Source organism: Nonomuraea sp. NPDC050451, from assembly GCF_044458585.1.
In genome coordinates this window covers 383,296-406,499 of the sequence record NZ_JBITHZ010000003.1, presented here as the reverse complement: position 1 = coordinate 406,499, position 23,204 = coordinate 383,296, and the positions used below count along the sequence as shown (strand labels likewise).

The 23,204-nt window shown below is 69.2% G+C and carries 22 protein-coding genes; 11 read left to right on the top strand and 11 right to left on the bottom strand.

What is annotated here, in order from left to right; translation table 11 throughout:
- The first annotated feature begins 8 nt into the window (after positions 1–8).
- Entirely contained in the window at positions 9–1,745 is a 1,737-nt protein-coding gene (locus tag ACIBI9_RS13120) for a CDP-glycerol glycerophosphotransferase family protein (protein WP_397222206.1), read from the top strand.
- Here the strand turns inward: ACIBI9_RS13120 and ACIBI9_RS13115 are convergent.
- Complete coding sequence (locus ACIBI9_RS13115) at positions 1,740–2,759, bottom strand: glycosyltransferase family 2 protein (RefSeq protein ID WP_397222204.1); 1,020 nt, start codon at positions 2,757–2,759, stop codon at positions 1,740–1,742. The two genes, ACIBI9_RS13120 and ACIBI9_RS13115, sit on opposite strands and share 6 nt — an antisense overlap.
- An 80-nt stretch (positions 2,760–2,839) precedes the next feature.
- On the opposite strand from ACIBI9_RS13115, the gene ACIBI9_RS13110 reads away from it, so the two are divergent.
- From ACIBI9_RS13110 to ACIBI9_RS13090, 5 genes are all read left to right on the top strand, one after another.
- Positions 2,840–4,282: an LCP family protein gene (locus ACIBI9_RS13110; RefSeq protein ID WP_397222203.1), complete on the top strand. Its 1,443-nt coding sequence runs from the start codon at positions 2,840–2,842 to the stop codon at positions 4,280–4,282.
- A 32-nt stretch (positions 4,283–4,314) separates the two neighbouring features.
- Complete coding sequence (locus tag ACIBI9_RS13105; RefSeq protein ID WP_397222202.1) at positions 4,315–4,662, top strand: STAS domain-containing protein; 348 nt, start codon at positions 4,315–4,317, stop codon at positions 4,660–4,662.
- A gap of 59 nt (positions 4,663–4,721) precedes the next feature.
- Positions 4,722–5,621: a GNAT family N-acetyltransferase gene (locus ACIBI9_RS13100; protein ID WP_397222201.1), complete on the top strand. Its 900-nt coding sequence runs from the start codon at positions 4,722–4,724 to the stop codon at positions 5,619–5,621.
- Positions 5,618–6,457, top strand: coding sequence for an LLM class flavin-dependent oxidoreductase (locus tag ACIBI9_RS13095; protein ID WP_397222200.1), 840 nt, complete (start codon positions 5,618–5,620; stop codon positions 6,455–6,457). The genes ACIBI9_RS13100 and ACIBI9_RS13095 overlap by 4 nt, the downstream gene beginning before the upstream one ends.
- Before the next feature lie 150 nt (positions 6,458–6,607).
- The gene (locus ACIBI9_RS13090; RefSeq protein ID WP_397222199.1) at positions 6,608–7,351 is read left to right on the top strand and encodes a hypothetical protein; all 744 of its coding nucleotides are present in this window, start codon (positions 6,608–6,610) and stop codon (positions 7,349–7,351) included.
- Between the two features lie 8 nt (positions 7,352–7,359).
- Here the strand turns inward: ACIBI9_RS13090 and ACIBI9_RS13085 are convergent, their stop codons facing one another.
- The 5 genes from ACIBI9_RS13085 to ACIBI9_RS13065 all read right to left on the bottom strand — a co-directional run bounded on the left by ACIBI9_RS13085 (position 7,360) and on the right by ACIBI9_RS13065 (position 12,115).
- Positions 7,360–8,175 carry a hypothetical protein gene (locus ACIBI9_RS13085; RefSeq protein ID WP_397222198.1) on the bottom strand — a complete coding sequence of 272 codons (816 nt, stop codon included), beginning with the start codon at positions 8,173–8,175 and terminating at the stop codon, positions 7,360–7,362.
- An 87-nt stretch (positions 8,176–8,262) separates the two neighbouring features.
- The gene (locus tag ACIBI9_RS13080; RefSeq protein WP_397222196.1) at positions 8,263–9,396 is read right to left on the bottom strand and encodes a hypothetical protein; all 1,134 of its coding nucleotides are present in this window, start codon (positions 9,394–9,396) and stop codon (positions 8,263–8,265) included.
- A gap of 114 nt (positions 9,397–9,510) precedes the next feature.
- Positions 9,511–10,830, bottom strand: coding sequence for an ATP-binding protein (locus ACIBI9_RS13075; RefSeq protein ID WP_397222194.1), 1,320 nt, complete (start codon positions 10,828–10,830; stop codon positions 9,511–9,513).
- 111 nt (positions 10,831–10,941) lie between these two features.
- The gene (locus ACIBI9_RS13070) at positions 10,942–11,382 is read right to left on the bottom strand and encodes a VOC family protein (RefSeq protein ID WP_397222193.1); all 441 of its coding nucleotides are present in this window, start codon (positions 11,380–11,382) and stop codon (positions 10,942–10,944) included.
- A gap of 52 nt (positions 11,383–11,434) precedes the next feature.
- Complete coding sequence (locus ACIBI9_RS13065) at positions 11,435–12,115, bottom strand: C39 family peptidase (RefSeq protein ID WP_397222192.1); 681 nt, start codon at positions 12,113–12,115, stop codon at positions 11,435–11,437.
- A gap of 229 nt (positions 12,116–12,344) precedes the next feature.
- Here ACIBI9_RS13065 and ACIBI9_RS13060 point away from each other — a divergent pair, with 229 nt between their 5' ends.
- Together ACIBI9_RS13060 and ACIBI9_RS13055 are read left to right on the top strand one after the other, a co-directional pair.
- Positions 12,345–12,794, top strand: coding sequence for a lamin tail domain-containing protein (locus tag ACIBI9_RS13060; protein WP_397222190.1), 450 nt, complete (start codon positions 12,345–12,347; stop codon positions 12,792–12,794).
- A 64-nt stretch (positions 12,795–12,858) separates the two neighbouring features.
- Entirely contained in the window at positions 12,859–13,413 is a 555-nt protein-coding gene (locus tag ACIBI9_RS13055; RefSeq protein ID WP_397222189.1) for a YceI family protein, read from the top strand.
- Positions 13,414–13,631: 218 nt separating this feature from the next.
- Here ACIBI9_RS13055 and ACIBI9_RS13050 read toward each other — a convergent pair whose 3' ends face one another.
- Positions 13,632–14,795 carry an acyl-CoA dehydrogenase family protein gene (locus ACIBI9_RS13050; protein WP_397222188.1) on the bottom strand — a complete coding sequence of 388 codons (1,164 nt, stop codon included), beginning with the start codon at positions 14,793–14,795 and terminating at the stop codon, positions 13,632–13,634.
- Positions 14,796–14,920: 125 nt separating this feature from the next.
- Between ACIBI9_RS13050 and ACIBI9_RS13045 the strand changes: the two genes are divergently transcribed.
- Complete coding sequence (locus ACIBI9_RS13045) at positions 14,921–16,234, top strand: UDP-glucose dehydrogenase family protein (protein WP_397222187.1); 1,314 nt, start codon at positions 14,921–14,923, stop codon at positions 16,232–16,234.
- A gap of 53 nt (positions 16,235–16,287) precedes the next feature.
- On the opposite strand, the gene purE is transcribed toward ACIBI9_RS13045, so the two are convergent.
- Positions 16,288–16,770: a 5-(carboxyamino)imidazole ribonucleotide mutase gene (purE, locus tag ACIBI9_RS13040; RefSeq protein WP_397222593.1), complete on the bottom strand. Its 483-nt coding sequence runs from the start codon at positions 16,768–16,770 to the stop codon at positions 16,288–16,290.
- 88 nt (positions 16,771–16,858) lie between these two features.
- Positions 16,859–18,007, bottom strand: a complete 1,149-nt coding sequence (locus ACIBI9_RS13035) for a 5-(carboxyamino)imidazole ribonucleotide synthase (protein WP_397222186.1) — start codon at positions 18,005–18,007, stop codon at positions 16,859–16,861.
- A gap of 290 nt (positions 18,008–18,297) precedes the next feature.
- On the opposite strand from ACIBI9_RS13035, the gene ACIBI9_RS13030 reads away from it, so the two are divergent.
- Positions 18,298–18,780 (top strand): GtrA family protein, encoded by a 483-nt coding sequence (locus ACIBI9_RS13030; protein ID WP_397222185.1) that lies wholly within the window; start codon positions 18,298–18,300, stop codon positions 18,778–18,780.
- Here ACIBI9_RS13030 and ACIBI9_RS13025 read toward each other — a convergent pair.
- A complete protein-coding gene (locus tag ACIBI9_RS13025; protein ID WP_397222184.1) occupies positions 18,764–20,044 on the bottom strand; it encodes an ATP-binding protein in 1,281 nt (426 codons plus the stop codon). The two genes, ACIBI9_RS13030 and ACIBI9_RS13025, sit on opposite strands and share 17 nt — an antisense overlap.
- A gap of 3 nt (positions 20,045–20,047) precedes the next feature.
- Positions 20,048–20,716 carry a response regulator transcription factor gene (locus ACIBI9_RS13020; protein ID WP_043620820.1) on the bottom strand — a complete coding sequence of 223 codons (669 nt, stop codon included), beginning with the start codon at positions 20,714–20,716 and terminating at the stop codon, positions 20,048–20,050.
- A gap of 203 nt (positions 20,717–20,919) precedes the next feature.
- On the opposite strand from ACIBI9_RS13020, the gene ACIBI9_RS13015 reads away from it, so the two are divergent.
- Positions 20,920–23,193 (top strand): glycosyl hydrolase family 95 catalytic domain-containing protein, encoded by a 2,274-nt coding sequence (locus ACIBI9_RS13015; RefSeq protein ID WP_397222183.1) that lies wholly within the window; start codon positions 20,920–20,922, stop codon positions 23,191–23,193.
- Positions 23,194–23,204: the final 11 nt, after the last annotated feature.

The window sequence follows — 23,204 nt, the reverse complement described above, 5'->3', positions numbered from 1 at the left end:
GTGATCACATGAGGAGACTCATCGTGATCGCGGCCCTGCTCGGCTGCTACCCCACCCTGCTGTTGTCGGCCCTCTGGCCCGCGCCGGCGGTGTTCGGAGCGGTCGCCGCGCTCTCCTACGCGGTGGAGTACGCGGCCTCACGCGCCGCCAGACCCCTGCCCGAGCTGCTCGGCAGGGTGCACCTCGGGGTCACGCTGCGTTTCGCCGCCAGGGAGACCATGGCGCTGCTGCTGGTGGCGCGGATAGCGGGGGTGGACTCGCCGTGGTTCGTGGCGCTGGCGTCGGGCATCTTCGCGATCCACGTGGTGCGGGCCGGGCACACGGCCCTGGCGCTGCGGCTCAAGGGGATGCTCAGCCGAATGCCGCTGACCACCCGCAACCTCGACGTCTCGGCGCTGCGCATCCCGAAGATGCCTCCTCCGTTCCTGCGTGACAGCCGCAGCGTGCGCTTCCTCTACCTGGACGCGCTGCCGGTGGTCGGCGCGGCCGTCGGCGCCGTGCCCGCCGCGATCGGCGCCGGTCTGGCGGTCCTGCTGGGCACCGCCGGGGCGCTCGCGCTCATCCCGTACGTGCGCCGTGCCACGCCGCTCACCGACAAGGCCAGGGTGCTGGCCGTCGTGGGCGAGCAGGTCGAGAAGTACCGGCCCGAGGTCATCCTCTACTTCTCCGGCGCCACCGCGGCCGCCTACCAGGCCAGGATGTGGCTGCCCACGCTGGAGCGCATCGGCCGGCGCGCCATCGTCGTGCTGCGCGAGCGCGGCATGGCCAACCACCTCGACGCGACCACGCTGCCGATGCTGTGCATCCCGTCGGCGGCCGACCTGATGAGCTTCCGCGCCCTGTCCAGCGCCAAGCTCTGCCTGTATGTCTCCAACGTCGGCAGGAACGTCCACATGCTGCGCATCCCGACCCTGCGCAGCGCGTTCCTCAACCACGGCGACAGCGACAAGGAGGCGTCGTTCAACCCGTTCTCCCGGGTGTACGACGAGGTGTGGGTGGCCGGTCCCGCGGGCCGCGACCGCTACCGCCGGGCCAGGGTGGGCGTCAGGGACGAGAGCATCCACGAGGTCGGCCGGCCGCAGCTCGAAGGCATCTCGACGGAGGGGCCGCAACTGCCGTACCGCACCGTCCTGTACGCCCCCACCTGGGAGGGCTGGAACGACGACCTGTTCCACACGTCGTTGATCATGATGGGCCCGCGCATCGTGCGGGCGCTGCTCGACCACCGGCCGCGCGTGCGCGTGATCTACAAGCCGCACCCGCTGACCGGCCACCGCGACCGGAGCGCCACCCGCGCGCACCGGAAGATCGTAACCATGATCGAGGCGGCCGAGCTGGCCAAGTCGAAGGCCAGGCACCCGTCGCGGGCGACCGGGGAGACGCCGCGGATCGAGCACCAGATCGTCACCGGCCCCGAGCCGCACCTGTACGACTGCTTCAACCAGTGCGACCTGCTGATCAGCGACATCTCCAGCGTCGTGGCCGACTTCCTGGCCAGCGAGAAGCCGTACGCGGTGACGAACGTCGCCGGCCTGGACGAGCGCGCCTTCCACGAGCGCTACCCGAGCACCGAGGCGGGCGTGCTGATCGGGGAGGACCTGGCCGGGCTCGCGGAGTTCCTCGACGGGGAGGACACGCTGGCCCGGGCCAGGATCAAGCTCAGGAGCTATCTGTTCGGGGCGGAGTATCCGGACGCGCTGACCCGCTTCGACGCCGCCGTCGAGCGGGTCTTCGCCGGGTCATGACCGGGGCGGCCTGGCCAGCTTCTTCGGGCTGGTGAGGAAGCCCCAGCCCCAGGAGCAGTGCATGGCGGCGTACACGATCGGCAGCCGCAGCCGCGCGCTCGGGGACAGCCCGCTGCCCGTCACCGCGGAGCCCGCCACGATGGCGAGCGCGTAGCCGCCGGGGACGATGAGCGCCCAGGGGAAGAACGGCGAGACGACCAGCCCCAGCAGCATGGCCAGCACCGCGGTGGGCGGGGCCAGATAGCGCAGGTTGATCGTGCCCTCGTGGGTGCGCGCGACCACGCGCCGCCACCTGCCGTAGTGGAAGTACTGCTTGGCCAGAGCCTTGACGTTGGGGCGGGGGCGGTAGGAGACCCGCATGCGCGGCTGGAACCAGACCAGGCCGCCGCTCTCGCGGATGCGGTGGTTCATCTCCCAGTCCTGCGCCCGCTGGAAGTGCTCGTCGTAGCCGCCCACCCGGTCGAGCGCCGAGCGGCGGAAGACGCCCAGGTAGACGGTGTCGGCGGGACCCGCGGTGCCGCCCACGTGGAAGGCGGCGGCGCCCACCCCGATCTTGGACGTCATGGCGCAGGCGACGGCCTGCTCGAACGGCGTGATGCCCTCGGCCGCCATGACGCCGCCCACGTTGTCGGCGCCGGTCTCGGCCAGCGTCTCGACGGCGACGCGCAGGTAGTCGGGGGGCAGCATGGCGTGCCCGTCGACCCGGGCGATGATGCCGTTGCGCGCGGCGGCGATGGCGGCATTGAGGGCGTTGGGGGTGCGGCCCGTCGGATTGGGCACGACCGTCACCCGCGGGTCGGCCGCCGCTATGGCGTCGGCGACCTCCTGGGTGCGGTCCTGGGACGGACCCACGGCGAGCACGACTTCGATCTCACCTGGGTAGCTCTGGGCGAGGACCTGGTCGACGGCCTCGCGAAGGTGCCGCTCCTCGTTGAGGACCGGCATGACGACGGAGATGGGGGGCCAGGCGCGCGTCTCCGCGGGGGCCTGCGGCGAGTCGGGGAACTGCTTCATGGCGGGGCTCACGCTACTGTACGACCAGGGGAGTCGGGCAATCGAAAGCCTGATCCTCCGGGTGACAAAAGGGGGACGGGATGCGCGACCCGGGCGAGGAGGACGGCGGTGTGCTCGTGGGCGGCGACGCCTACGGCGGCGTCAAGCTCGCGCCCACGCGTCCCCGCAGGCCGCTCAGGAGCGCCAAGGCCCGCCGTCGCAACATTCTCGTCGCCGGGCTCCTGTCCACCGGGGTCCTGGTCGCCACCGGCGTGGTGTGGGCGACCCCGCGCCAGATCGGCACCGTCGACGCCGGGGTGACCGTGCCGGCGGCCCGCGGCGCCGAGAACATCCTGCTGGTCGGCGTCGACAAGCGCGACGACCTCACCCGCCAGCAGCAAAATCGGCTCAAGCTGGGCCGCGAGTCCGGCCAGCGCACCGACACCATCATGGTCATCCACCTGTCGGAGGACCACAGGCGGGTCACCGTGGTGAGCCTGCCGCGCGACACCTGGACGACGATCCCCGGCAAGGGCGACCACAAGATCAATTCGGCGTACCAGTTCGGCGGACCCAAGCTCACCAAGGAGACCGTCGAGGCCGCCACCGGGCTGCAGATCAACCGCTACATCGAGGTCAACATCCTCGGCTTCATCGACGTCGTCGACTCCCTCGGCGGCGTCACGGTCTGCACGCCCGTGCCGATCAACGACCCCAAGACCGGGCTCAACCTGCCCGCCGGCACCCACCAGCTCCAGGGCGTGCAGGCGCTCGGCTACGCCCGCACCCGTGCCACCGCGCGCTCCGACCTCGACCGCATCGACCGGCAGCAGCAGGTCATCTCGGCCCTGCTCAACCGGGCGCTCAGCGCCGACACCCTGGCCAACCCGGCCAAGCTGGCCTCGTTCGTCAACTCCACGCTGAGCACGGTCAAGGTCGATCCCGACGACGGGCTCCTCGGCCTGGCCACCCAGCTGCGGGACGTCTCCCTCGACGACGTGCGCTTCGCCGAGGTGCCGCTGTCCAACGTCGACTTCAAGGCGCCCACGGGCGAGTCCGCGGTCCTGTGGGACAAGCCGGCCGCCCGCGACATGTTCGCGAAGATCAACGCGGACCAGGACCTGACCAAGCCCGCCGTCTCCCCCTCGCCCACTCCTTCGGTGAAGCCGTCGGCCATTCCGCCCGGCAGCATCACAGTCAAGGTCAAGAACGGCACGCTCATCACGGGTCTCGGCGCCCGCACCAAGGAGGGCCTGGTCGCGTACGGCTTCAAGGTCCCCGGCCAGCCCGGCAACACGACCAAGAAGGACTACAAGAAGACGGTCATCCATTACGGCGCGGGCCACGAGGACGAGGCGAAGGTCGTGGCCGCCGCCATCCCGGGAGCCGAGCTCGACAAGGCCGACGTCAAGGGCGTCGAAGTGATCATCGGCAGCGATCAGCCGAAGATCGCGAAATCCAAGTCGACTTCCATGCCCTCAGCGAAACCGAGTGTTACTCCGACCACCAAAACGGCAATGCAGAACATATGTAAGAAACAGTAATAACAGTCGGCGGTTCGGCAGGTGAAGACCTCATGGTGGTCAGGTCGTGGCGGGAGGACCCCTGTACGGTGCTGCACGTCGTGGGCGACCTCGACGTGGCAGGCGCTCCCCGGCTGCGGGACGAGCTCGAACAGGCCATCGCCGCCGCCGACCCGCTCAACCTCGTCGTCGACCTGACCGAGGTGCCGTTCTGCGACTCGGTGGGCCTCGGCGTGCTGGTGGCCACGCTCAACCACGTCCGGCGCGTGAACGGCCGCCTGATCCTGGTGCTCGCCCCCGGCATGATCCGCCACCTGCTGACGATCACCAACCTCGACCGGCACTTCGAGACGCGCGAATCCCTCGGCGAGGCGCGCTCGGCCTTCGGCAGCGCCGCCTGACCTTGAGCGGGACCCGCTCGGGACGGTCTGACTGATCGCTTCCGTGCGAGAACATGGTCATGTCATCACGGGCACCCCTCGCCACGGCCGCGGCCGGGGAGAGCCCCTCAGCTGTGGAGGCCTTCACGTTGTTCGACCAGTTCCCCGAGCCGGGGCGCTCCCAGCTCGCGGCCGCCTTCGACGAGGGCAGGACCCGGCCTGAGTGGTGTTTCGTGGAGGGGCAGGCCCGCCTGGCGTTCTGGGCGCCCTTCCCCGGCGCGGAGCCGGTGACCATCTGGCAGTTCGACCCGGGCCCCGACCCGGTCGCCGCCGCGGAGCTGCTGCGCGGCAGCCTGCGCACGATGGGACTGAGCAAGATAATCCACGACATCTCGCTCAAACCGGGGCTCGACCCCGTGGTCGACCGCGCCGTCGAGCACGAGGCCCTGACCCTGGCGGGGTTCGTCATGGAGGTCGAGCGGCTGGTGCTCGAATGGGTGGCGGGCAGCGACGTCCCGGTCGATCCCGGCCGCCTGACGTATCGCCCCGCGCGCCGCATGGACAGCGCCGAGGTGATCGACATCCTCGTGCGCATCTCGGAGGGCTCGCTCGACCACGACACGCGGATCGAGGTGGCCACGTCGGGGGCCGGGCGCGAGGCGCGGTGGATGTACGACGACCTGGTCAACCGCAAGGGCAAGCCCGACTGGTTCGTGATCGGCTACCTGGGCGACTCCCCCGTCGGCCTGGTGGCCCCCGACGACCACTCGATCGCGTACATCGGCGTGGTGCCCGAGCACCGCGGCCACGGCTACGTCGACGACCTGCTGGCCAAGGGCACCCGCACGCTGGCCGAGGCGGGGCTGCAGCGCATCGTCGCCGTCACGGACGTGGCGAACGTCCCGACTGCCGACGCCTTCCTGCGTGCTGAATACTCGGAGGTCGGCCGGTTGTTCCGCTATTACTGGAGGGCATCGTGAGACTCGGAGTCATGTTCGACCGGGAGCTTCCTCCCGAGCAGTTGATCCCGTTCGCCAAGGCGCTCGACGAGACGTCCGTGGACGACCTCTGGGTGGTGGAGGACCTGGGCTGGACCGGTGGCGTCTCGTCGGCCGCCACGGCGCTCGCCGTCACGTCCCGGCTGCGGGTCGGCATCGGCATCACGCCCGCTCCCCTGCGCAACCCGATGCTGCTCGCGATGGAGCTGGCCAACCTGGCCAGGGTGCATCCCGGGCGGCTGGCCGCCGGCATCGGGCACGGCGTGGGCGACTGGATGCGCCAGGTGGGCGCCGCCCCGTCGTCGCCGCTGGCGCTCCTGGAGGAGACGATCACGTCCGTACGCGCGCTGCTGCGCGGCGAGACGGTCACCCTGCACGGCAAGTCCGTCCACCTGGACGGGGTGTCCCTGGTGCACCCGCCCGCCTCGCCCCCGCCCGTGCTGGCCGGGGTGAAGGGGCCGCGCTCGCTGGCCCTGTCGGGCCGGGTCGCCCAGGGGACGATCATCCCCGAGGGGGTCGGGCCCGCGCAGCTGCCCGGGATCCTGGACCAGATCGGGGGCTCGGCTGATCACGAGCTCGTGGTCTTCTCCTTCCTGAACACCGAGAGCGAGGTCCCGGAGAGCGCCGGTGCCATGTTGGAGGGGCAGGCCGGGTTCCTCGGGGTCGCGCCCGAGGAGGTGGCGATGGCGTCGGGGTCTCCTGAGGCCGCGGCCGAGCATGTCAAGGCGCTGTGGGCGGCCGGGGCCGCCACGGTGGCGGTGCGGCCGCTGGGTTCGGACCCGCTGCGGCACGTCACGGCCCTGCTGTCGGCCCTCTGACCCTCGTTCTCCGGCCTGGTGCTCGTTCTCGGGCCTGACGGTCATTCTCCGGCCTGACGGTCGTTCCTGGCCGAAAGGCCGATGGCGGGGCGGGCGCGTTCGGCCGGATGGTCGATGGCGGGCGGCGGGCGATCGGCCACGATCGTCGTCATGAGCATCTCCATGAGGCGAGTCGTGGCGACAGGGGCGACGTTGGCGGCGGCGCTGGCGTTGACCGGGTGCAAGGTGGACCTGGACGCCGAAGAGGTCCACACCGCGCAGGCGTTCCCGTTCACGGGCACCGCGCTGAAGATCAGCGCCTCCCTGGGCGGCGTGCGCGTCCTGCAGGGCACCGGGGGCCGCGTCGAGGTGGAGCGGTGGGTACGCGGCAAGGCCGCCGACGACGGCAACGCCACCTGGTCCCTGCGGGACGGCACCCTTCGTCTGAGCGCGAACTGCAGCATGGTCTTCGGCGACTGCGGCGCCCGCTACCACGTCAAGGTCCCGCCCGGCGTGCCGCTGTCGATCGAGGCCGACGACGGCGTCATCCTGAACGGCCTCACCCAGGACGTCGACGCGGCCAGCCGGGACCGCATCCAGGTGTCAGGCGCCGCGGGCAAGCTGCGGCTGCGCAGCGAGGGCCCGATCACGGGCGAAGGGCTGAAGTCGCCGAGCGTCAGGTGCCGGACGTCGGACGGCGCGATCGACGTGTCGTTCGCCAGCCCGCCCGCCGCCCTCGACCTGCGCTCCAGCGACGGCCGGGTAACCGCCACCGTGCCCAGAGCGGCCTACGCGATCACGGCCCGCAGCACGGACGGCACCGAACGCTCGGAGCTCAAGCACGACGCCAAGAGCCCCAACACCATCAAGGCCCTGAGTGGCTCCGGGGACGTCCGCATCCTCCAGGCCCGCTGACCCACCGTTTACTGCCAGATGGCGGCGTACAGCCCGTTCTCGGCGTTCACCTGGACCGGGACCAGCCCCTTGGTCCTGAGGTCGTCGAAGCGCTTCTGGTAGCCGGAGGAGGTCATGTCGATGTAGTGGGCCCAGGACTTGTCGCCGTCCTTGCGCCACACCGCCGTGTACGTCCCGTCGGGCGCCACGGCCACCTTGACCGGCCGGAACCCCTGCTTCTTCTTGGCGTAGAACGCGGCCTCGTGCTGCTGCCTGGACTTCCCGTACGTGTAGTACCAGGCCCCGCCCGTGTTGACCGTCCACACGCCCACGTACCGCAGGTCGTCCGGGGTGCCGTACACGTCGACCGAGGTCAGTGCGAGCCCCTGGACGGTGGCCCGCTTGTTGGCGGCGGCGAACTGGGCGGGGGTGAGGTTCGACCTGGCGAAGAACTTCCCGCGCCGCTTCTCGAAGACGGCCGTGAACACCGGCGCGTCGCTCGGCCCGGTGGCGGAGACGGAGACCGGCTGCGCCCCCTCCTTCAGCCCCTGGTCGAACCGCTGCTGGTACTCCTCGGCCGACATACCCTGCCAGAGGCCCCAATTGGCCGGCGATCCGCCCTTGACCCACACGGCCGCGTACCGCTCCCCGTCGGAGACGTTCACCGTGATCGGCCGGAAGCCCTGAGCTCTGAGCTGCTTGACCCTCGCCACGCTCTGCTCGGCGGTGAGGCCGTGGTAGGCGACCCAGGCCGGACGCGCCTGCGCGCCGGCCGCGGGCGCCACCACGGCCACCGGGACCGTCATTCCGATCAGCAAGGCCGCGATCTTGCTCGCGCTCCGCATGACCCTCCCATGCAGGATTCTTTACGAGTTCGTGGGATTGCGGCCCGACCCTAACAGCCTTTACTGACCAACCGCTTACAGCTCCGATCAGCCGACCTTCTCGAACGGGGTCGGCGTCTGGCCCGTCCAGCGGAAGAGCTGGGCGTGACCGGTGTACTTGCTGACCCCGCCCTCCGTGACGGTCCCGGACTTGGACACGTAGTAGCGCCCCCCGCCGAGCGAGATCAGGCCGTACTCGCCGCCGAATTCCCAGCCCCTGACCCCGGTGGCCTCGTGCTGGAGCCCGCCCGGCGCCAGCGCGAGCAGCCGGCCCCGCTCGGGCTGCGGCTGGCCGACGATGTCGCCCTCCCTGGGCCGCTCGCGGCCGTCCACCATGAAGAACGAGTAGTTGGGGAACTGCGGCTTCTTGCCCTTGTACACGGCCATCATCCAGTTGCCCGTGAAGTCGTCGTACTCGAGGTTCTGCACGCCGTAGGTGGTGTTGCCGGTGTAGGCGAAGTACTTGCCGTCGACCTGCTCCGGGCCGCTCTTGTGCGGGTCGCTCTCGGTGAGCGGCTTCTCGTACTTCTTCCACCGCTCGATGTCGTACTGGAGGAGGACCTGGTGGTCGTTGTCGTTGCGCGTGGTGTTGGAGTAGATCCCGTACGCCACGGTCAGCAGCTGCTTGCCGTGCTTCTTCCCGAACTCGGGGCCGAAGGACACGCCGTCGATGCCGCTGCAGCCGTACCGGTGGTCGGGGGTGTTGCCCACGTTGCCGTCGAACTTGCCGTCGCCGTTCATGTCGGCGGTGTAGTCGGCGACGACCTCCTTGAGGTAGACCGTCTTGACGACGTCACTGGTCTGGGCGTCCATGCCCATGCTGGTGATGCGGTCGACGTCGAAGATCGCGATGTAGAACGACTCCTGCTCCTTGTACTCGAGGGAGCCGTACACCCGGCCGTCCTTGGCGTTGAAGTCCAGATCGCCGAGGTGCCCGGTGAAGCCCGTCACCGAGCCCACGGGGTTGCCCTTGAGGTCGGTCTTGACGAGGACGTTGGTGAAGGAGAAGTACATGTACCCCTTGCGCTCGTCAATGGCGATCCCCTGGACGTGCCCCTCGGTCCAGGCGCCGCCGTAGATCTCGACCGGCAACTCCCGGTGGCGGTCGTCGGCGGTGGCGGGGGCGGCGAGCAGGCCGAGCGATGCGGTGGCGGCCACGGCCAGCGTCAGGACTTTGCGCATGTTGCGGTACCCGTCTTCGGTTAGGGATCAGACCGAAACCTGACGGTATACCGACCGAATGTCGTTGTCTGACATATGCATGAACTGGCAGTGAAGTCGCCCCGAACTACCCATTCAGCGGCAATACAGCCGCTCAAGCCCCACCAGCGCCACCCGAGGATCCTCGCCCGCGGCCGCATTCAGCTCGTCGCTGAACCCCGACCCTCCATAGCAGGTGAGCACGGTATCGCGGGTGTCATACCCCTTTCGCTCCAGCAACTCGCGCGCCCTGGCCAGGCGCTTGACATGATCGCGGCCCATCACCTCACCCCACTTGGCTTCACCGAGCGACAGGATCCGCCGCGGCTTCCCGGGCTCCTGCGCGGCCAGCGCCACCACGTCGACCTCGATGTGGCCCCTGTTGGCCGGATCGGGCACGACGCCCGCTCCGATCTCAGCCGGAAACTGGCCGAAAACGGACTCTCCCGCGTCCAGTGCGAAATCACGGCACAGCGCCTCGAAGTGCGGCCCGACGACCTGGGCGAGAAACGTCTGCCTGACCGCCTGCCATACGGCCTCGGCCCGATGGATCTCCAACTCCGACCAGCGGCGCCGCATGATCGCCTCATAGAAGGTGATCAACGGCTCCACGATGCGGTAACGGGCGCGTCCCGAGCGGAAGAGGTCCGGCTCCCGCCTGACCAGTGCACAGTCCTCCAGCACTGTGAGCGGATGTGTGATCTGATCGGACCTGCGCCCCACATAGTTGGCGATTCCACCATTGGTGGAGTTCCCGCTGGCGATCGCCGCCAGCACAGAGTGATAAAGCGCCGGATCGCGGATGTCCGACTCTTCGGCCAGGAGATACCGCGCCTCACGGAAAAGCGGCATCTGCGGGTTGAGCACCGTACGGACGACCCAGGAGTCGAAGTCATCGAGGCTCTCCGGCACGTCACCCTGCGTGAACTCGTAACGGTAGGCGGGTGTTCCGCCCACGATCGCGTGCACCAGCACGGCCAGCCGGGAATCCGTGATCCCCCAGAACTCCGCCGCGTCCCGATATCGAAACGGGTGGAGCATGAGCTCCAGGCCGGCCCGCCCGCGCAGCGGTGCCTGCCCGGAAAGAAGCCCACCCATCACGGACATGGCCGATCCGCAGAGAATCAGCCGCGTGGCACTCTCCCGGCCGCTTCCACCGGGACCGAGCTCACGTTGAATGATGGACGGCAGCGCGGGCGAGACCCTGGACAGGAACGGAAACTCGTCGATGATCAGCGGCATGGGTCGATCTCGAAAAGCGCGAAACATATAGGGCACGGCGTCGTTCCAGTCCCGGAAGGGGATCTCCACGACCTGCCGGGTGAATCGCGTGAGAGCTTCGGTGAAGAGCCGCAACGATTCGGCCTCCGTCGCCTCGGTGGCAGCGAAATACATCCCGCCGGTCGCCTCGGCCAACGCCTGCAGGAGAAAACTCTTCCCCTGCCGGCGCCGCCCACTGACCACGCCGAGCGACGCACCGGACGTCGCGGCCGCCGGTCGTTGCGGCGCATAGTTCTGTAATCCTGTTCACGGGTCCTCAAGAGGCTGACGGTTGCCCTGGGGGTCGTGCGCGACCAGCTCGATCTCGAAGCCGTCCCCGTCCTCCAGGTATGCGGCGTAGTGATGCTCCCCGCCCGCGTACGGGTGCCGATCGGGGAACATCAACGTCCAGCCGTTCGCGGGCGCCCGCCCGGCCAGCGCATCGACCTCGGCGCGGCTTCCCACGTGGAAGGCCAGATGGTTCAGCCCGGGGCGGCAGCGGTCGTGCCGGTCGGCGCTGAGGGCGGGCGACTGCTCCAGCACCAGGTACGTGGCTCCCAGCCGCCAGCTACGGCCGTGCTCCCAGTCCTGGTGGAGGGTGTAGCCGAGCGCCTCCAGCAGCCACTGCCAGCTCGCGACGGCCCGCGGCAGGTCGGGCACCCAGATCTCGACGTGATGCAGCATCCCGGTGGCCGGTTCCCCGCTCATCCCGTACGTACCCCTTCCGCTCCCTGCCTCGGGCCGCACCGCCCGCGTCGACTCAGAGCTTGGAGATGTAGTACATGTTGCCGCCCGGCTGCAGGATGCCGGCCAGGACGGAGGCCTTGATGGTGTGGGTGCCGCCGGTCGGCTTCCACGGGTCGTACACGGTGACGGTGCCCGCCGTCTTGTCGTAACCGTAGGCGATGATGGCGTGACCCACCTTGGTGCCCTTGATCTTGCCCTTGTTCCAGGGCAGCTGCTCCATCCACACCGCGAGCACCGGCGCCCGGCGCAGGTCCCCGATGTTCCCGGAGACCCGGTTCATGAGCACGACCGCGTTGCCGTCCGCGTCGGTGGGGCTCGTGACCTTGTAGCCGCGCGACTTGAGGTAGGCGTTGACCACCGGCAGCGCGTTCACGCCCCTGGTGCCGGCGGAGGCCGTGGTCTTCATCTTCTTGGCGAGGGTCGACTGGCTGACGTTGACGCCGAAGGTCGACAGGCTCATCGACGACGAGGCGGGGACGCAGAAGTAGTTGGTCTCCTGGCGCTGGCCCTTGAGGTTGAGCTGGTACTTCAGGGGCGTGAAGAGGCCCTTGGGTGTCGGGGTGGTGGAGGAGGACGGCGTCGGAGTCGGGGTGCCGGGGGACGCGTAGGCCGGCGACACGGCGGTGAAGCCCAGGACACCCACGGTCACGGCTGCGGTGAGGGCGACGCCGGTCCCCGCTCTACGGTTCTTCACTTGATCACTCCACACATGCACACAGAGGGTTGACAGTAGTCAGGGACCGTAGTTGATCTGCCAACTGTGTGCAAATGGTGGCGCATGGTGACATAGGGGCAGACGGGACATTCGCGGAGATGGCCTTTCGGAAGATGGCCGGATGCGGACGCCGGCGATCGCCAACCCGGCGATCGCAGCAGCCGTCCCACTGATGTCACGTTCCATCCCCAGCCATACGGAGCCCGCAGTGCTCAAGCGTCTCCTCGCGGCGATCGGCGCCGCGGCCGTAGTCCTCCCGTCAGCCGGTACGCCCGCTCAGGCCGCGACCCCGGTCGTGCAGATCGTCAAGGTGTATTACGACTCGCCGGGGTCCGACCGGGGCGGCAACGTCTCGCTCAACGGCGAATACGCGGTGCTGCGCAACACGAGCAGGCAAGGCATCCAGCTCGAGAACTGGATCCTGCGGGACACGACCGGCTACAAATACCGATTCCCAAGATTCACCCTCAAGCCCGGCAAATCAGTGACCGTACGCTCGGGCCAGGGGACCAACACCTCCACCACCCTGTACTGGGGTCGCAAATGGTACGTCTGGAACAACGACGGGGACACGGCCGGCCTCTACCGGAGCAGCGACCTCAAGAAGGTCGACGGCTGCACTTGGGGACGCGGCGGCATCTCCACCGCCTGCCAGTAGGTTCCGACCGCGTCGGCGGACACTGGCCACAGGGCGGACACGTGGTGCGAGCTAGCCTGGCAAGGTGAGCATTACCGCTGGTAGCTACACGTTCGGCCCCGATTCCGGCCGGCTCCTCATCCATACGACCCGCACCGGGCTGGGCGCCAAGGCGGGCCACGATCTCACCATCGAGGCCACGCGCTGGAGCGGCGACGCCACCATCGACACCGCCACCCCGGCCAACTCCTCGCTGACCGTCGAGGTCGACGCGGGGTCACTCGAGGTCCGGACGGGGACGGGCGGCGTCAAGCCGCTCACGAACTCCGACCGCGAGGAGATCGAGCGAATCATCCGGGAGAAGATCCTGCGCACCGGCCGATATCCGGCGATCACCTTCCGATCGACCCGGGTCGACGGGACCGCGGAGTCGTTCCACATCGAGGGCGACCTCACCATCGTCGGTATGACCCGGGTGGTGACGGTCCAGGGCATGGTCGCCAATGACCGCGTACGGGGCTCGGCGGCCATCGTGCAGTCCCGGTGGGGGATTCGGCCCTATTCGGCGCTGTTCGGCGCGCTCAAGCTGAGCGACGAGGTCGAGGTGCGGTTCGACCTCGGCCTCGCGGCGAAGGACTGAGCTCCGGACGGCCCCACCTCCCCGAGCTTACGAAGAGGACCTCGCGGGTGGCCTCAGCGCCTTGCCCCTTGGCCAAGCTTCTCTCTATGGCTCGCGTGCTCAACGAGTCGGCGAAGCGGGGCTTGGCTGGGGGTTTGGGGGGCCGCGCCCCCCAATGTCACAGCCCGAGCCTCCTGGCGCGAAGCGCCCCTACCGTGAGGACCGTGCCTCTGGCTCCCTTACTTGAGGAGTTGGCGGGCCATGACCAGGCGTTGGATCTGGTTGGTGCCTTCGTAGATCTGGGTGATCTTGGCGTCGCGCATCATGCGCTCCACCGGGAAGTCCTTCGTGTAGCCGTAGCCGCCCAGCAGTTGCACCGCGTCCGTGGTGATCTCCATGGCCGCGTCCGAGGCGGCGCACTTGGCGGCGCTGGACAGGAAGGTCAGGTCCTTCTGGGGTTCGCCGTTCATGGCGAGCTCCGACTTCGCGGCCGCGTGGTACGTGAGCTGCCGGGCCGCCTCCAGTTTCATGGCCATGTCGGCGATCATGAACTGCAGGCCCTGGAAGTCGGCGATCGGGCGGCCGAACTGGCGGCGTTCCTTGACGTAGCCGATCGCGTAGTCGAGGGCGCCCTGGGCGATGCCGAGGGCCTGGGCGGCGATGGTGACGCGGGTGTGGTCGAGGGTGGCCAGGGCGGTCTTGAAGCCGGTGCCCGGCGCGCCGATCATGCGCCAGGCGGGGATGCGGACGTCCTCCAGGATCACCTGGCGGGTGGGCGAGCCCTTGATGCCGAGCTTCCTCTCCTTGGGGCCGAAGGAGACGCCCTCATCGGACTTTTCGACGACGAAGGCGGAGATTCCGCGTGCCCCGGCCGACGGGTCCGTCACCGCCATCACGGTGTAGTACTCCGACACACCGGCGTTGGTGATCCACATTTTGGTGCCGTTGAGGACGTAGTCGTCGCCGTCCCGGACCGCCCGGGTCTTCATCGACGCCGCGTCCGAGCCCGCCTCCGGCTCGCTCAGCGCGTACGAGAACATCGCCTCGCCGCCGGCCACCGCGGACAAGTAGCGGGACTTCAGCTCCTCCGAGGCCGACAGCAGGAGCGGGACCGTGCCGAGCTTGTTGACGGCCGGGATGAGGGAGGACGAGGCGCAGGCGCGGGCGACCTCCTCGATGACGATCACCGTGGCCAGCGCGTCCGCCCCGGCGCCCCCGTACTGCTCAGGGATGTGCACGGCGTGGAAGTCGGCCGCGACGAGCGCCTTGTAGACCTCCCAGGGGAACTCCTCGTTCTCGTCGGCCGCCGCGGCCTGCGGGGCGATCTTCTCGTCGGCCAGGGCTCGGATCGTCTCCCTGAGCAGGTCGTGCTCTTCGGCGGGGGCGTAGAGGGGGAAGCTCATGTGTCAGATATTAGGAGGTCCGACCTCCTTGTTACTAGTCGGTACGGTTTGCGAAGAGGTGCAGGTGGCACGTACGAGGTAGCGAGGGCCGGTAGCATGCCTGCGCGATCGAAAGGAGCTCACTCGTGCCATATCGCCTCACGGTGATCGGGACCGGATACCTGGGCATCACCCATGCGGCGTGCATGGCTGACCTCGGATTCGACGTCCTGGGCCTTGATATCGACGCCGACAAGATCCGCAGACTCAACCAAGGGGAGCTCCCGATCCACGAGCCCGGGCTCGAGCCCGTGCTCCGCCGTGGGCTCGAATCCGGCCGCCTTCGCTTCACCACCTCGTACGAGGAGGCAGCCGCCTTCGGCGACGTGCACTTTGTCTGCGTGGGCACTCCCCAGAAACGCGGCGAATATGCCGCGGACGTCACGTACATGGACAACGCGATCGAGTCCCTCGCCCCCTTCCTCGACCGCCAGTGCCTGGTCGTGGGCAAGTCCACCGTCCCGGTCGGCACCGCCGAGCGGCTCGCGGATAAGCTCGCCCGCCTCGCGCCCGCCGGAGGACAGGCCGAGCTGGCCTGGAACCCCGAGTTCCTGCGGGAGGGGTACGCGGTCGAGGACACCTTGCACCCGGATCGCATCGTGCTCGGCGTTCGCACCGAGCGGGCGGAGAAGGTGCTGCGCGAGGTGTACGAGCCGCTGGGCGAGGTTCCGTTCGTGGTGACCGATTTCGCCACGTCCGAGCTGGTCAAGACGGCCGCGAACGCGTTCCTGGCCACCAAGATCTCGTTCATCAACGCGATGGCAGAGGTTTGCGAGGCCGCGCACGCCGACGTCAAGCAGCTGTCCGAGGCGCTGTCGTACGACGACAGGATCGGCGGGCGGTTCCTGAACGCGGGCCTCGGGTTCGGCGGCGGCTGCCTGCCCAAGGACATCAGGGCTTTCATGGCGCGGGCCGGGGAGCTGGGAGCGGACCAGGCGCTGACGTTCCTGCGCGAGGTGGACGCCATCAACATGCGGCGGCGCGCCCGCATGGTCGATCTGGCCAGGGAGCTGGCCGGAGGCTCGTTCCACGGGTGCACCGTGGGCGTGCTGGGCGCCGCGTTCAAGCCGAACTCGGACGACATCCGCGACTCCCCCGCGCTGGACGTCGCCGTGACCATCGGCCACCAGGGCGGACAGGTCACCGTGTACGACCCCATCGCGCTCGGCAACGCCCGTAAGGCTCACCCCGAGCTGAACTACGGCGAATCAGCCCTCGACGCGGTACGAGGAGCGCACGTGGTGCTCCTGCTCACCGAGTGGCAGGAGTTCGTGGAGCTCGACCCCGAGGAGCTGGGGGCCGTGGTCGCGACCCGGCGCATCGTGGACGGGCGTAATGCCCTGAATGCCGAGACGTGGCGGTCCGCCGGATGGCACTACCGCGCCCTCGGCCGCCCCTGACGAATCAATCCCCCGCCTACGACAGCCCCCGGCCGCCGTAGGCGCACCCCCCGTCACGACCCGAGACTTGCGGCCTCCGCGCGGAGCTTCTCGCCCTTGGCGTACGCCTGCTCCTTCAGCCGCACCTGGAACTCCTCCATCCGCTCCCGCAACCCGGAGTCGGACGCGGCGAGGATGCGTACGGCCAGCAGCCCCGCGTTGCGGGCCCCGCCGACCGCCACCGTCGCCACCGGCACCCCGGCGGGCATCTGGACGATCGACAGCAGCGAGTCCATCCCGTCGAGGTACTTCAGCGGCACCGGCACCCCGATCACCGGCAGCGGCGTGACGGAGGCCAGCATGCCGGGCAGGTGCGCGGCTCCCCCGGCCCCGGCGATGATCACCTTGAGGCCTCGGGAGGCGGCCTGGCGGCCGTAGTCGATCATCTCGGTCGGCATGCGGTGCGCCGAGACCACGTCCGCCTCGAAGGGCACGCCGAACTCGGCGACCGCCTCCGCGGCGGCCTTCATGACCGGCCAGTCGGAGTCGCTCCCCATCACAATGCCTACGGTCACGATGCCGCCTTCGTCGGCATCGTGACTGCAGGGACGGTGCTGTGTCTCATCGTTCGTTCGCTTCGCTCTCTCACGTGTACTCCCCGGTGGTGAGGTAGACGGCGGCGTGGCGGGCGCGGGCGCGCACCTCGTCGAGGTTGGAGCCGAGGGCGGTCACGTGGCCGATCTTGCGGCCAGGGCGCACCTCTTTGCCGTAGAAGTGCAGCTTGATGCCCGGGTCGTGGGCCAGCACGTGCTCGTAGCGCTTGAACAGGTCGGGCTCTTCGCCGCCGAGCAGGTTGGCCATGACGACGACCTGGGCGGTCATCTTGGGCGAGCCGAGCGGCAGGTCCAGCACCGCCCTCAGATGCTGCTCGAACTGCGACGTCGTCGAGCCCTCGATGGTCCAGTGGCCGCTGTTGTGCGGGCGCATGGCCAGCTCGTTGACCACGAGCCCGTTCGGCGTGTCGAAGAGCTCGACCGCGAGCAGCCCGGTCACGCCCAGCTCATGGGCGATCTTCAGGCCGATGCGCTGCGCCTGCGCGGAGTATTCGGGGTCCAGCCCGGGGGCGGGCGCGATGACCTCGACGCAGATGCCGTCCTGCTGCACGGTCTCCACGACCGGGTAGCTGACGCCCTGCCCGTGCGGCGAGCGGGCGACCAGCACCGCCAGCTCCCGCTCGAACGGCACGAACGCCTCCGCGAGCAGCTCGACCCCGGTCGCGAACGCCTCCGCGACCTCCTCGGCCGACCGGCACACCCACACGCCGCGGCCGTCGTAGCCGCCGCGCACCGCCTTCAGGACCATCGGCCAGCCGTGCCGCTCCGCGAAGCCCGTGGCCTCTTCGGGCGACGACACGCGCGCCCAAGCCGGGCACGGCACGCCGATCGCGGTCAGCCGCTCGCGCATGACGGCCTTGTCCTGGGCGTGCACGAGGGCGTCGGCCCCGGGGTGCACGGCGTGGCCGGCCTCGGTCAGGGCCCGGATGTGCTCGGTGGGCACGTGTTCGTGGTCGAACGTGATCGCGTCGCAGCCCTTGGCGAACTCGCGCAGATCGTCCAGATCGCGGTAGTCTCCGACGCGCGTGTCGACGATCACTCGTGCGGCGCTCTCCTCCGGAGAGTTGGCCAGCACCCGCAGCTCGACGCCGAGCGCGATGGCCGGCGGCTGCGACATCCTGGCCAGCTGGCCTGCGCCGACGATGCCGACGACCGGCCCGATGGGGCTGTAGGAACTCACGCCAGGTGAGCTTACCGGGACGGAACGACTTTCCCGGACTCCCCCGGGCTGGGCGGCCGTTCCGGGTCGCCTTCGCAGGCACGACCGCCCAGCGTTCCGCTCCGCCCGCTATGCCGGGTCGCGGGCGATGTGCAGAGATATGCAGAGCAGCGTAATGCCCAACTGTCGTAAATGCCGGGCATAGGACGATATTTCTAAGTGGTAAGTTCACCAGCCTGACGTCGGGCCTACATGGTGGCCGGTACGCTGAGTTGAGTCAGGCTCGCCGAGGGAAGGGACCGAGCAGAGACGTGGACTTCGCAAAGCGCCTCTACGAGCGGTTCTCCTCACTTGTGCACGAGCTGGCCAAGTTCGGCAGCATCGGCGCCGTCGCCTTCCTGATCGACTTCGGCCTCCTCAACCTCTGCAACGTGGTGCTCGGACTCGGGCCGCTGACGTCCAAGGTCGTGGCGACGACGATCTCCACGACCTTCGCCTACGTCGGCAACCGCTTCTGGACGTTCCGGCACCGCGACCAGAGCGGCCTGGGACGCGAATACTTCCTGTTCTTCCTGCTCAACGGCATCGCGCTGCTGTTCGGCATGCTGACGATCGGCTTCACCACCTACACGCTCGACCGGCACGACGCGCTCAGCATCAACATCGCCAACATCGTGGGCGTCGGGCTCGGCACGCTGTTCCGCTACTGGTCGTACAAGAAGTGGGTGTTCCTGGAGGCCACCGAGCCGATCCCGATGGAGCTGCCCGAGACCGGGGTCAAGCAGGACCGCTGACCACCCGCGTCCTCGCGCCGTCGTCCTCGGCCGGGCGCAGGAAGATGGCGAACGTCGCCGGGCGGCGCCGTACCAGCTCGAGCCTGCCGCCGTCGGCCGCGGCCAGCGCGCGGGCGAGCGTCAGCCCGAGGCCGGTGCCTCCGCCGCCGCTGACGTTCCGCTCGAAGATCTTGGGGGCGATCTCGTCGGCGATGCCCGGGCCCTCGTCCGCGACCTCGATCACCACGTAGTTGTCGCCGCTGGTGGACGTGACGGTGACGTCGCCGCCGCCGTGGCGCAGGGAGTTCTCCAGCAGGGACGCGATCACCTGGCCGAAGCCGCCGGTGGTGGCCATCGCCTTCAGGCTGCGGGCGCCTTCGAGCCGCAGGGTACGCCCCGCCTCCCGGAACACCGGCTCCCACTCCCTGATCTGCTGGATGATCACGTCGTCGATGGAGACCGGCTCGGCCTGGGCGTGGCGCTGGCGCCGCGCCGCCGCCAGCAGCTCGTCGATCACGGCGGTGAGCCGCTCCGCCTGCACGATCGCCGCTTCTCCCTCCTCCCGTACGACCTCCGGCTCGTCCGCGGCGGACACGATCTCCTCCAGGCGCATGGTGAGACCAGTCAACGGGGTGCGGAGCTGGTGGGAGGCGTCGGTGGCGAACTCCCGCTCGCGGGTGAGCAGGTCGGAGATGCGGGTCGCGCTGCGGTCGAGCACTTGGGCCACCCGGTCGAGCTCGGGGATGCCGTAACGGTGTTTGCTCGGCCGGGCGTCTCCGGAGCCCAGCCGCTCGGCGATCTTCGCCAGGTCCTGCAGGGGCAGCGTCAGCCGCCGGGACTGTACGACGGCCAGGCTCACGGCCACCGCCAGGGCGGCGACGGCCAGGGCCACGATGAGCATGAGTCGGGCCCGTACGTCCTGTTCAACCTGGTCGCGATCGCGACTTATGCGGACATAGACGCCGGTGTTGGTCTGCGCGTCCTCGGTCATCAGGTGACCGGACGGCGGTGCGCTGCCGACCACGGTCACCCGCAAGGGGGTTCCGCGTTCCCAGATCTGGATGTACCTGCCGGGATACTTCTGCTCCAGTTGCTGGGGGTCGAGCGGCGTCTCCTGGACGCGGGCGTACTCGACCTCTCCCACGAGGCGCTTGGCCTCCGCCCCGAGCTCCTGAGCCGCCTCGTCGACGATCAGCCGGCTGACGACGACACCCAGGGGGACCCCCAGCAGCAGAACCGCGATGACCGCGACGACCAGGGTTGAGGAGAGCAGTCGGCGGCGCATCTCCTACTCGCGTTCGAACCGGAAGCCGACTCCCCGGACGGTCGTGATGTAACGCGGCTTCGCGGCGTCGTCGCCGAGTTTGCGGCGTAGCCAGGAGATGTGCATGTCGAGGGTCTTGGTCGAACCCCACCAGTTCGTGTCCCAGACCTCGCGCATGATCTGCTCCCGCGTGACCACCTTTCCGGCGTCGCGAACGAGCACACGCAGCAGGTCGAATTCCTTCGTTGTCAGATGCAGCTCCTTTTCCCCCATCCACGCGCGGCGGGAGTCGGCGTCTATACGGACGCCTTGGACGACCGGAGTCTCGGAGGTGCCGCGCCGGAGCAGCGCCCGTACCCGGGCGAGCAGCTCGGCGAGCCTGAACGGCTTCGTCACGTAGTCGTCCGCGCCGGCGTCGAGGCCGACGACGGTGTCCACCTCGTCGACGCGAGCGGTGAGAATCAGGACCGGAGTGCCGTGGCCTTCGGCCCGGATGCGACGAGCCACCTCCAAACCGTCCATTTCGGGCAGTCCAAGGTCAAGAACGATGAGATCGATGCCGCCCGACAGCGCCCTTTCCAGGGCTTGCGGGCCGTCGGGGCTCACCTCGACCTGATAGCCCTCACGGCGCAATGCACGCGCGAGCGGCTCGGAGATCGAGGTGTCATCCTCGGCGAGAAGTACGCAGGTCATGAAGCGATCGTAGGACCTTAAGCGATCGTTTCCCGGGCACAGCGCGCGGTTTGACTCGCAGTTGACCTATCCATTGACCTGGGCAAACGCGGCTAAATATCGGTTAGTCGGGATTAAATTACCGCGATTACCGGGGAACAAAAGCAATGGAGTCCCTGGCCCCCTGCCGTCCGGAATAAACAATGTTGTTAACGTTGTCCCCCGTGACTGATCTGACCCTCTGGTACGACCGGCCGGCCACCGACTGGGAGACGCAGGCGTTGCCCATCGGGAACGGCGCGCTCGGGGCGATGGTGTTCGGCGGGACGGACACCGAGCGGCTCCAGTTCAACGAGAAGAGCCTGTGGACGGGCGGCCCGGGGTCGCGGGAGGGATACGACTTCGGCGACTGGGCCTCTCCCCGGCCGGACGCGATCGCCGGGGTCCAGGAGGCGCTGGACCGCGACGGGCGGATCGCGCCGGAGGACGTGGCCGCCGCGCTGGGGCAGCCGAAGTCGGGCTTCGGCGCGTACCAGCCCTTCGGCGACCTCTGGCTGGACCTGGCCGGGCAGCCCGGCTCCCCCGCCGGCTACCGCCGGGAGCTGAGCCTGAGCGAGGCCGTGGCCAGGGTGACGTACACGGCGGACGGGGTGCGGCACTCGCGCGAGTACTTCGCCAGTCACCCCGGGAACGTCATCGCCGGGCGTGTCACGGCCGATCGGCCGGGCCGGGTGTCGTTCACGCTCCGGGTGTCCTCGCCGCACGAGGACGGGCGGATCAGCGTCTCGGACGGGCGGCTGACGATCCGCGGGCGGCTCGCGGACAACGGGATGACGTTCGAGGCCCAGGTACGGGTGGTCACCGAGGGCGGCAGCCGTACGGACGGGGTCGACCGGATCACGGTCACCGGGGCTGACAGCGCCGTGTTCGTGCTGTCGGCCGGCACCGACTACGCCTCCATCCATCCTGAGTACCGCGGAGAGGACCCGCACGCCGCTGTCACCGCCGCCGTGGACAAGGCGGTGGCGCAGGGGTACGAGGCCCTGCGCCGCGCCCACCAGGCCGATCACCGGGAGCTGTTCGACCGCGTACGGCTGGACATCGGCCAGCGGGCGCCGTCGGTCCCCACGGACCGGCTCCGGGCGGCCTACACCGGGGGCGCCTGCGCCGACGATCGCGCGCTCGAAGCCCTCTTCTTCTCCTACGGCCGCTACCTGCTGATCGCCTCCTCGCGGGCCGGATCGCTGCCCGCGAACCTGCAGGGCGTCTGGAACGACTCCACCACCCCGCCCTGGGCCGGCGACTACCACGTCAACATCAACCTGCAGATGAACTACTGGCTCGCCGACCAGACGAACCTGGCCGAGACGGCTCAGCCGTACGTCGACTATGTCGAGAGCCTGGTGAAGCCGGGTGAGATCACGGCGCGGAAGATGTTCGGGGCGCGCGGGTGGCTGGTGCACAACGAGACGAACCCGTTCGGCTTCACCGGCGTGCACGACTGGGCCACGTCGTTCTGGTTCCCGGAGGCCGGGGCCTGGCTCGCGCAGCAGCTCTACGACCGCTATCGCTTCAGCGCGGACGCCGGGTATCTTCGCGACACCGCCTATCCGGTGATGAAGGGGGCGGCCGAGTTCTGGCTGGACACGCTGCGCACCGACCCCCGTGACGGGACGCTGGTCGTTTCGCCCAGTTACTCCCCCGAGCACGGGGACTTCTCGGCCGGGGCGTCGATGTCCCAGCAGATCATTTGGGACCTGTTCACGAACGTGGCGGAGGCCGCCGACGTCCTGGGCGACACCGAGTTCGGCAAGCGGGTACGGGACGCGCTGGCGGAGCTGGACCCTGGGCTGCGGATCGGGTCCTGGGGGCAGCTCCAGGAGTGGAAGGCCGACCGGGACGACCCGGAGAACACGCATCGGCACGTGTCCCACCTGTTCGGCCTGCATCCCGGCCGGCAGATCGCCGCGGGCAGCCGCGAGGGCGAGGCGGCCAAGGTGTCACTGACCGCCCGTGGGGACGGCGGCACCGGGTGGAGCAAGGCATGGAAGATCAACTTCTGGGCGCGGCTGCTCGACGGGGACCACGCGCACCGGATGCTGAGTGAGCAGCTGAGGACGTCCACGCTGGACAACCTGTGGGACACGCACCCGCCGTTCCAGATCGACGGAAATTTCGGGGCTACAGCCGGCATGGCGGAAATGCTGGTGCAGAGCCAGCACGGCGAGATCCACGTACTGCCCGCCCTGCCCTCCGCCTGGCCCACGGGGTCGGTGCGCGGGCTGCGTGCCCGGGGCGACGTGACCGTGGACGTCTCGTGGCGGGACGGCGCCGCCGAGCGGATCACGCTGCACGTGGGGCGCTCGGGGCCACTCACGGTACGGACGGCCCTCGCCGGACGCTGCCGGGTCTCCGGCGACGTGCGCCCGCGCCGCTCCGGGGACACGCTGAGCTGGGACGCTGAGGCCGGGACAACGTACACCATCCTCGGCGGCTAGAGCTCGAATCG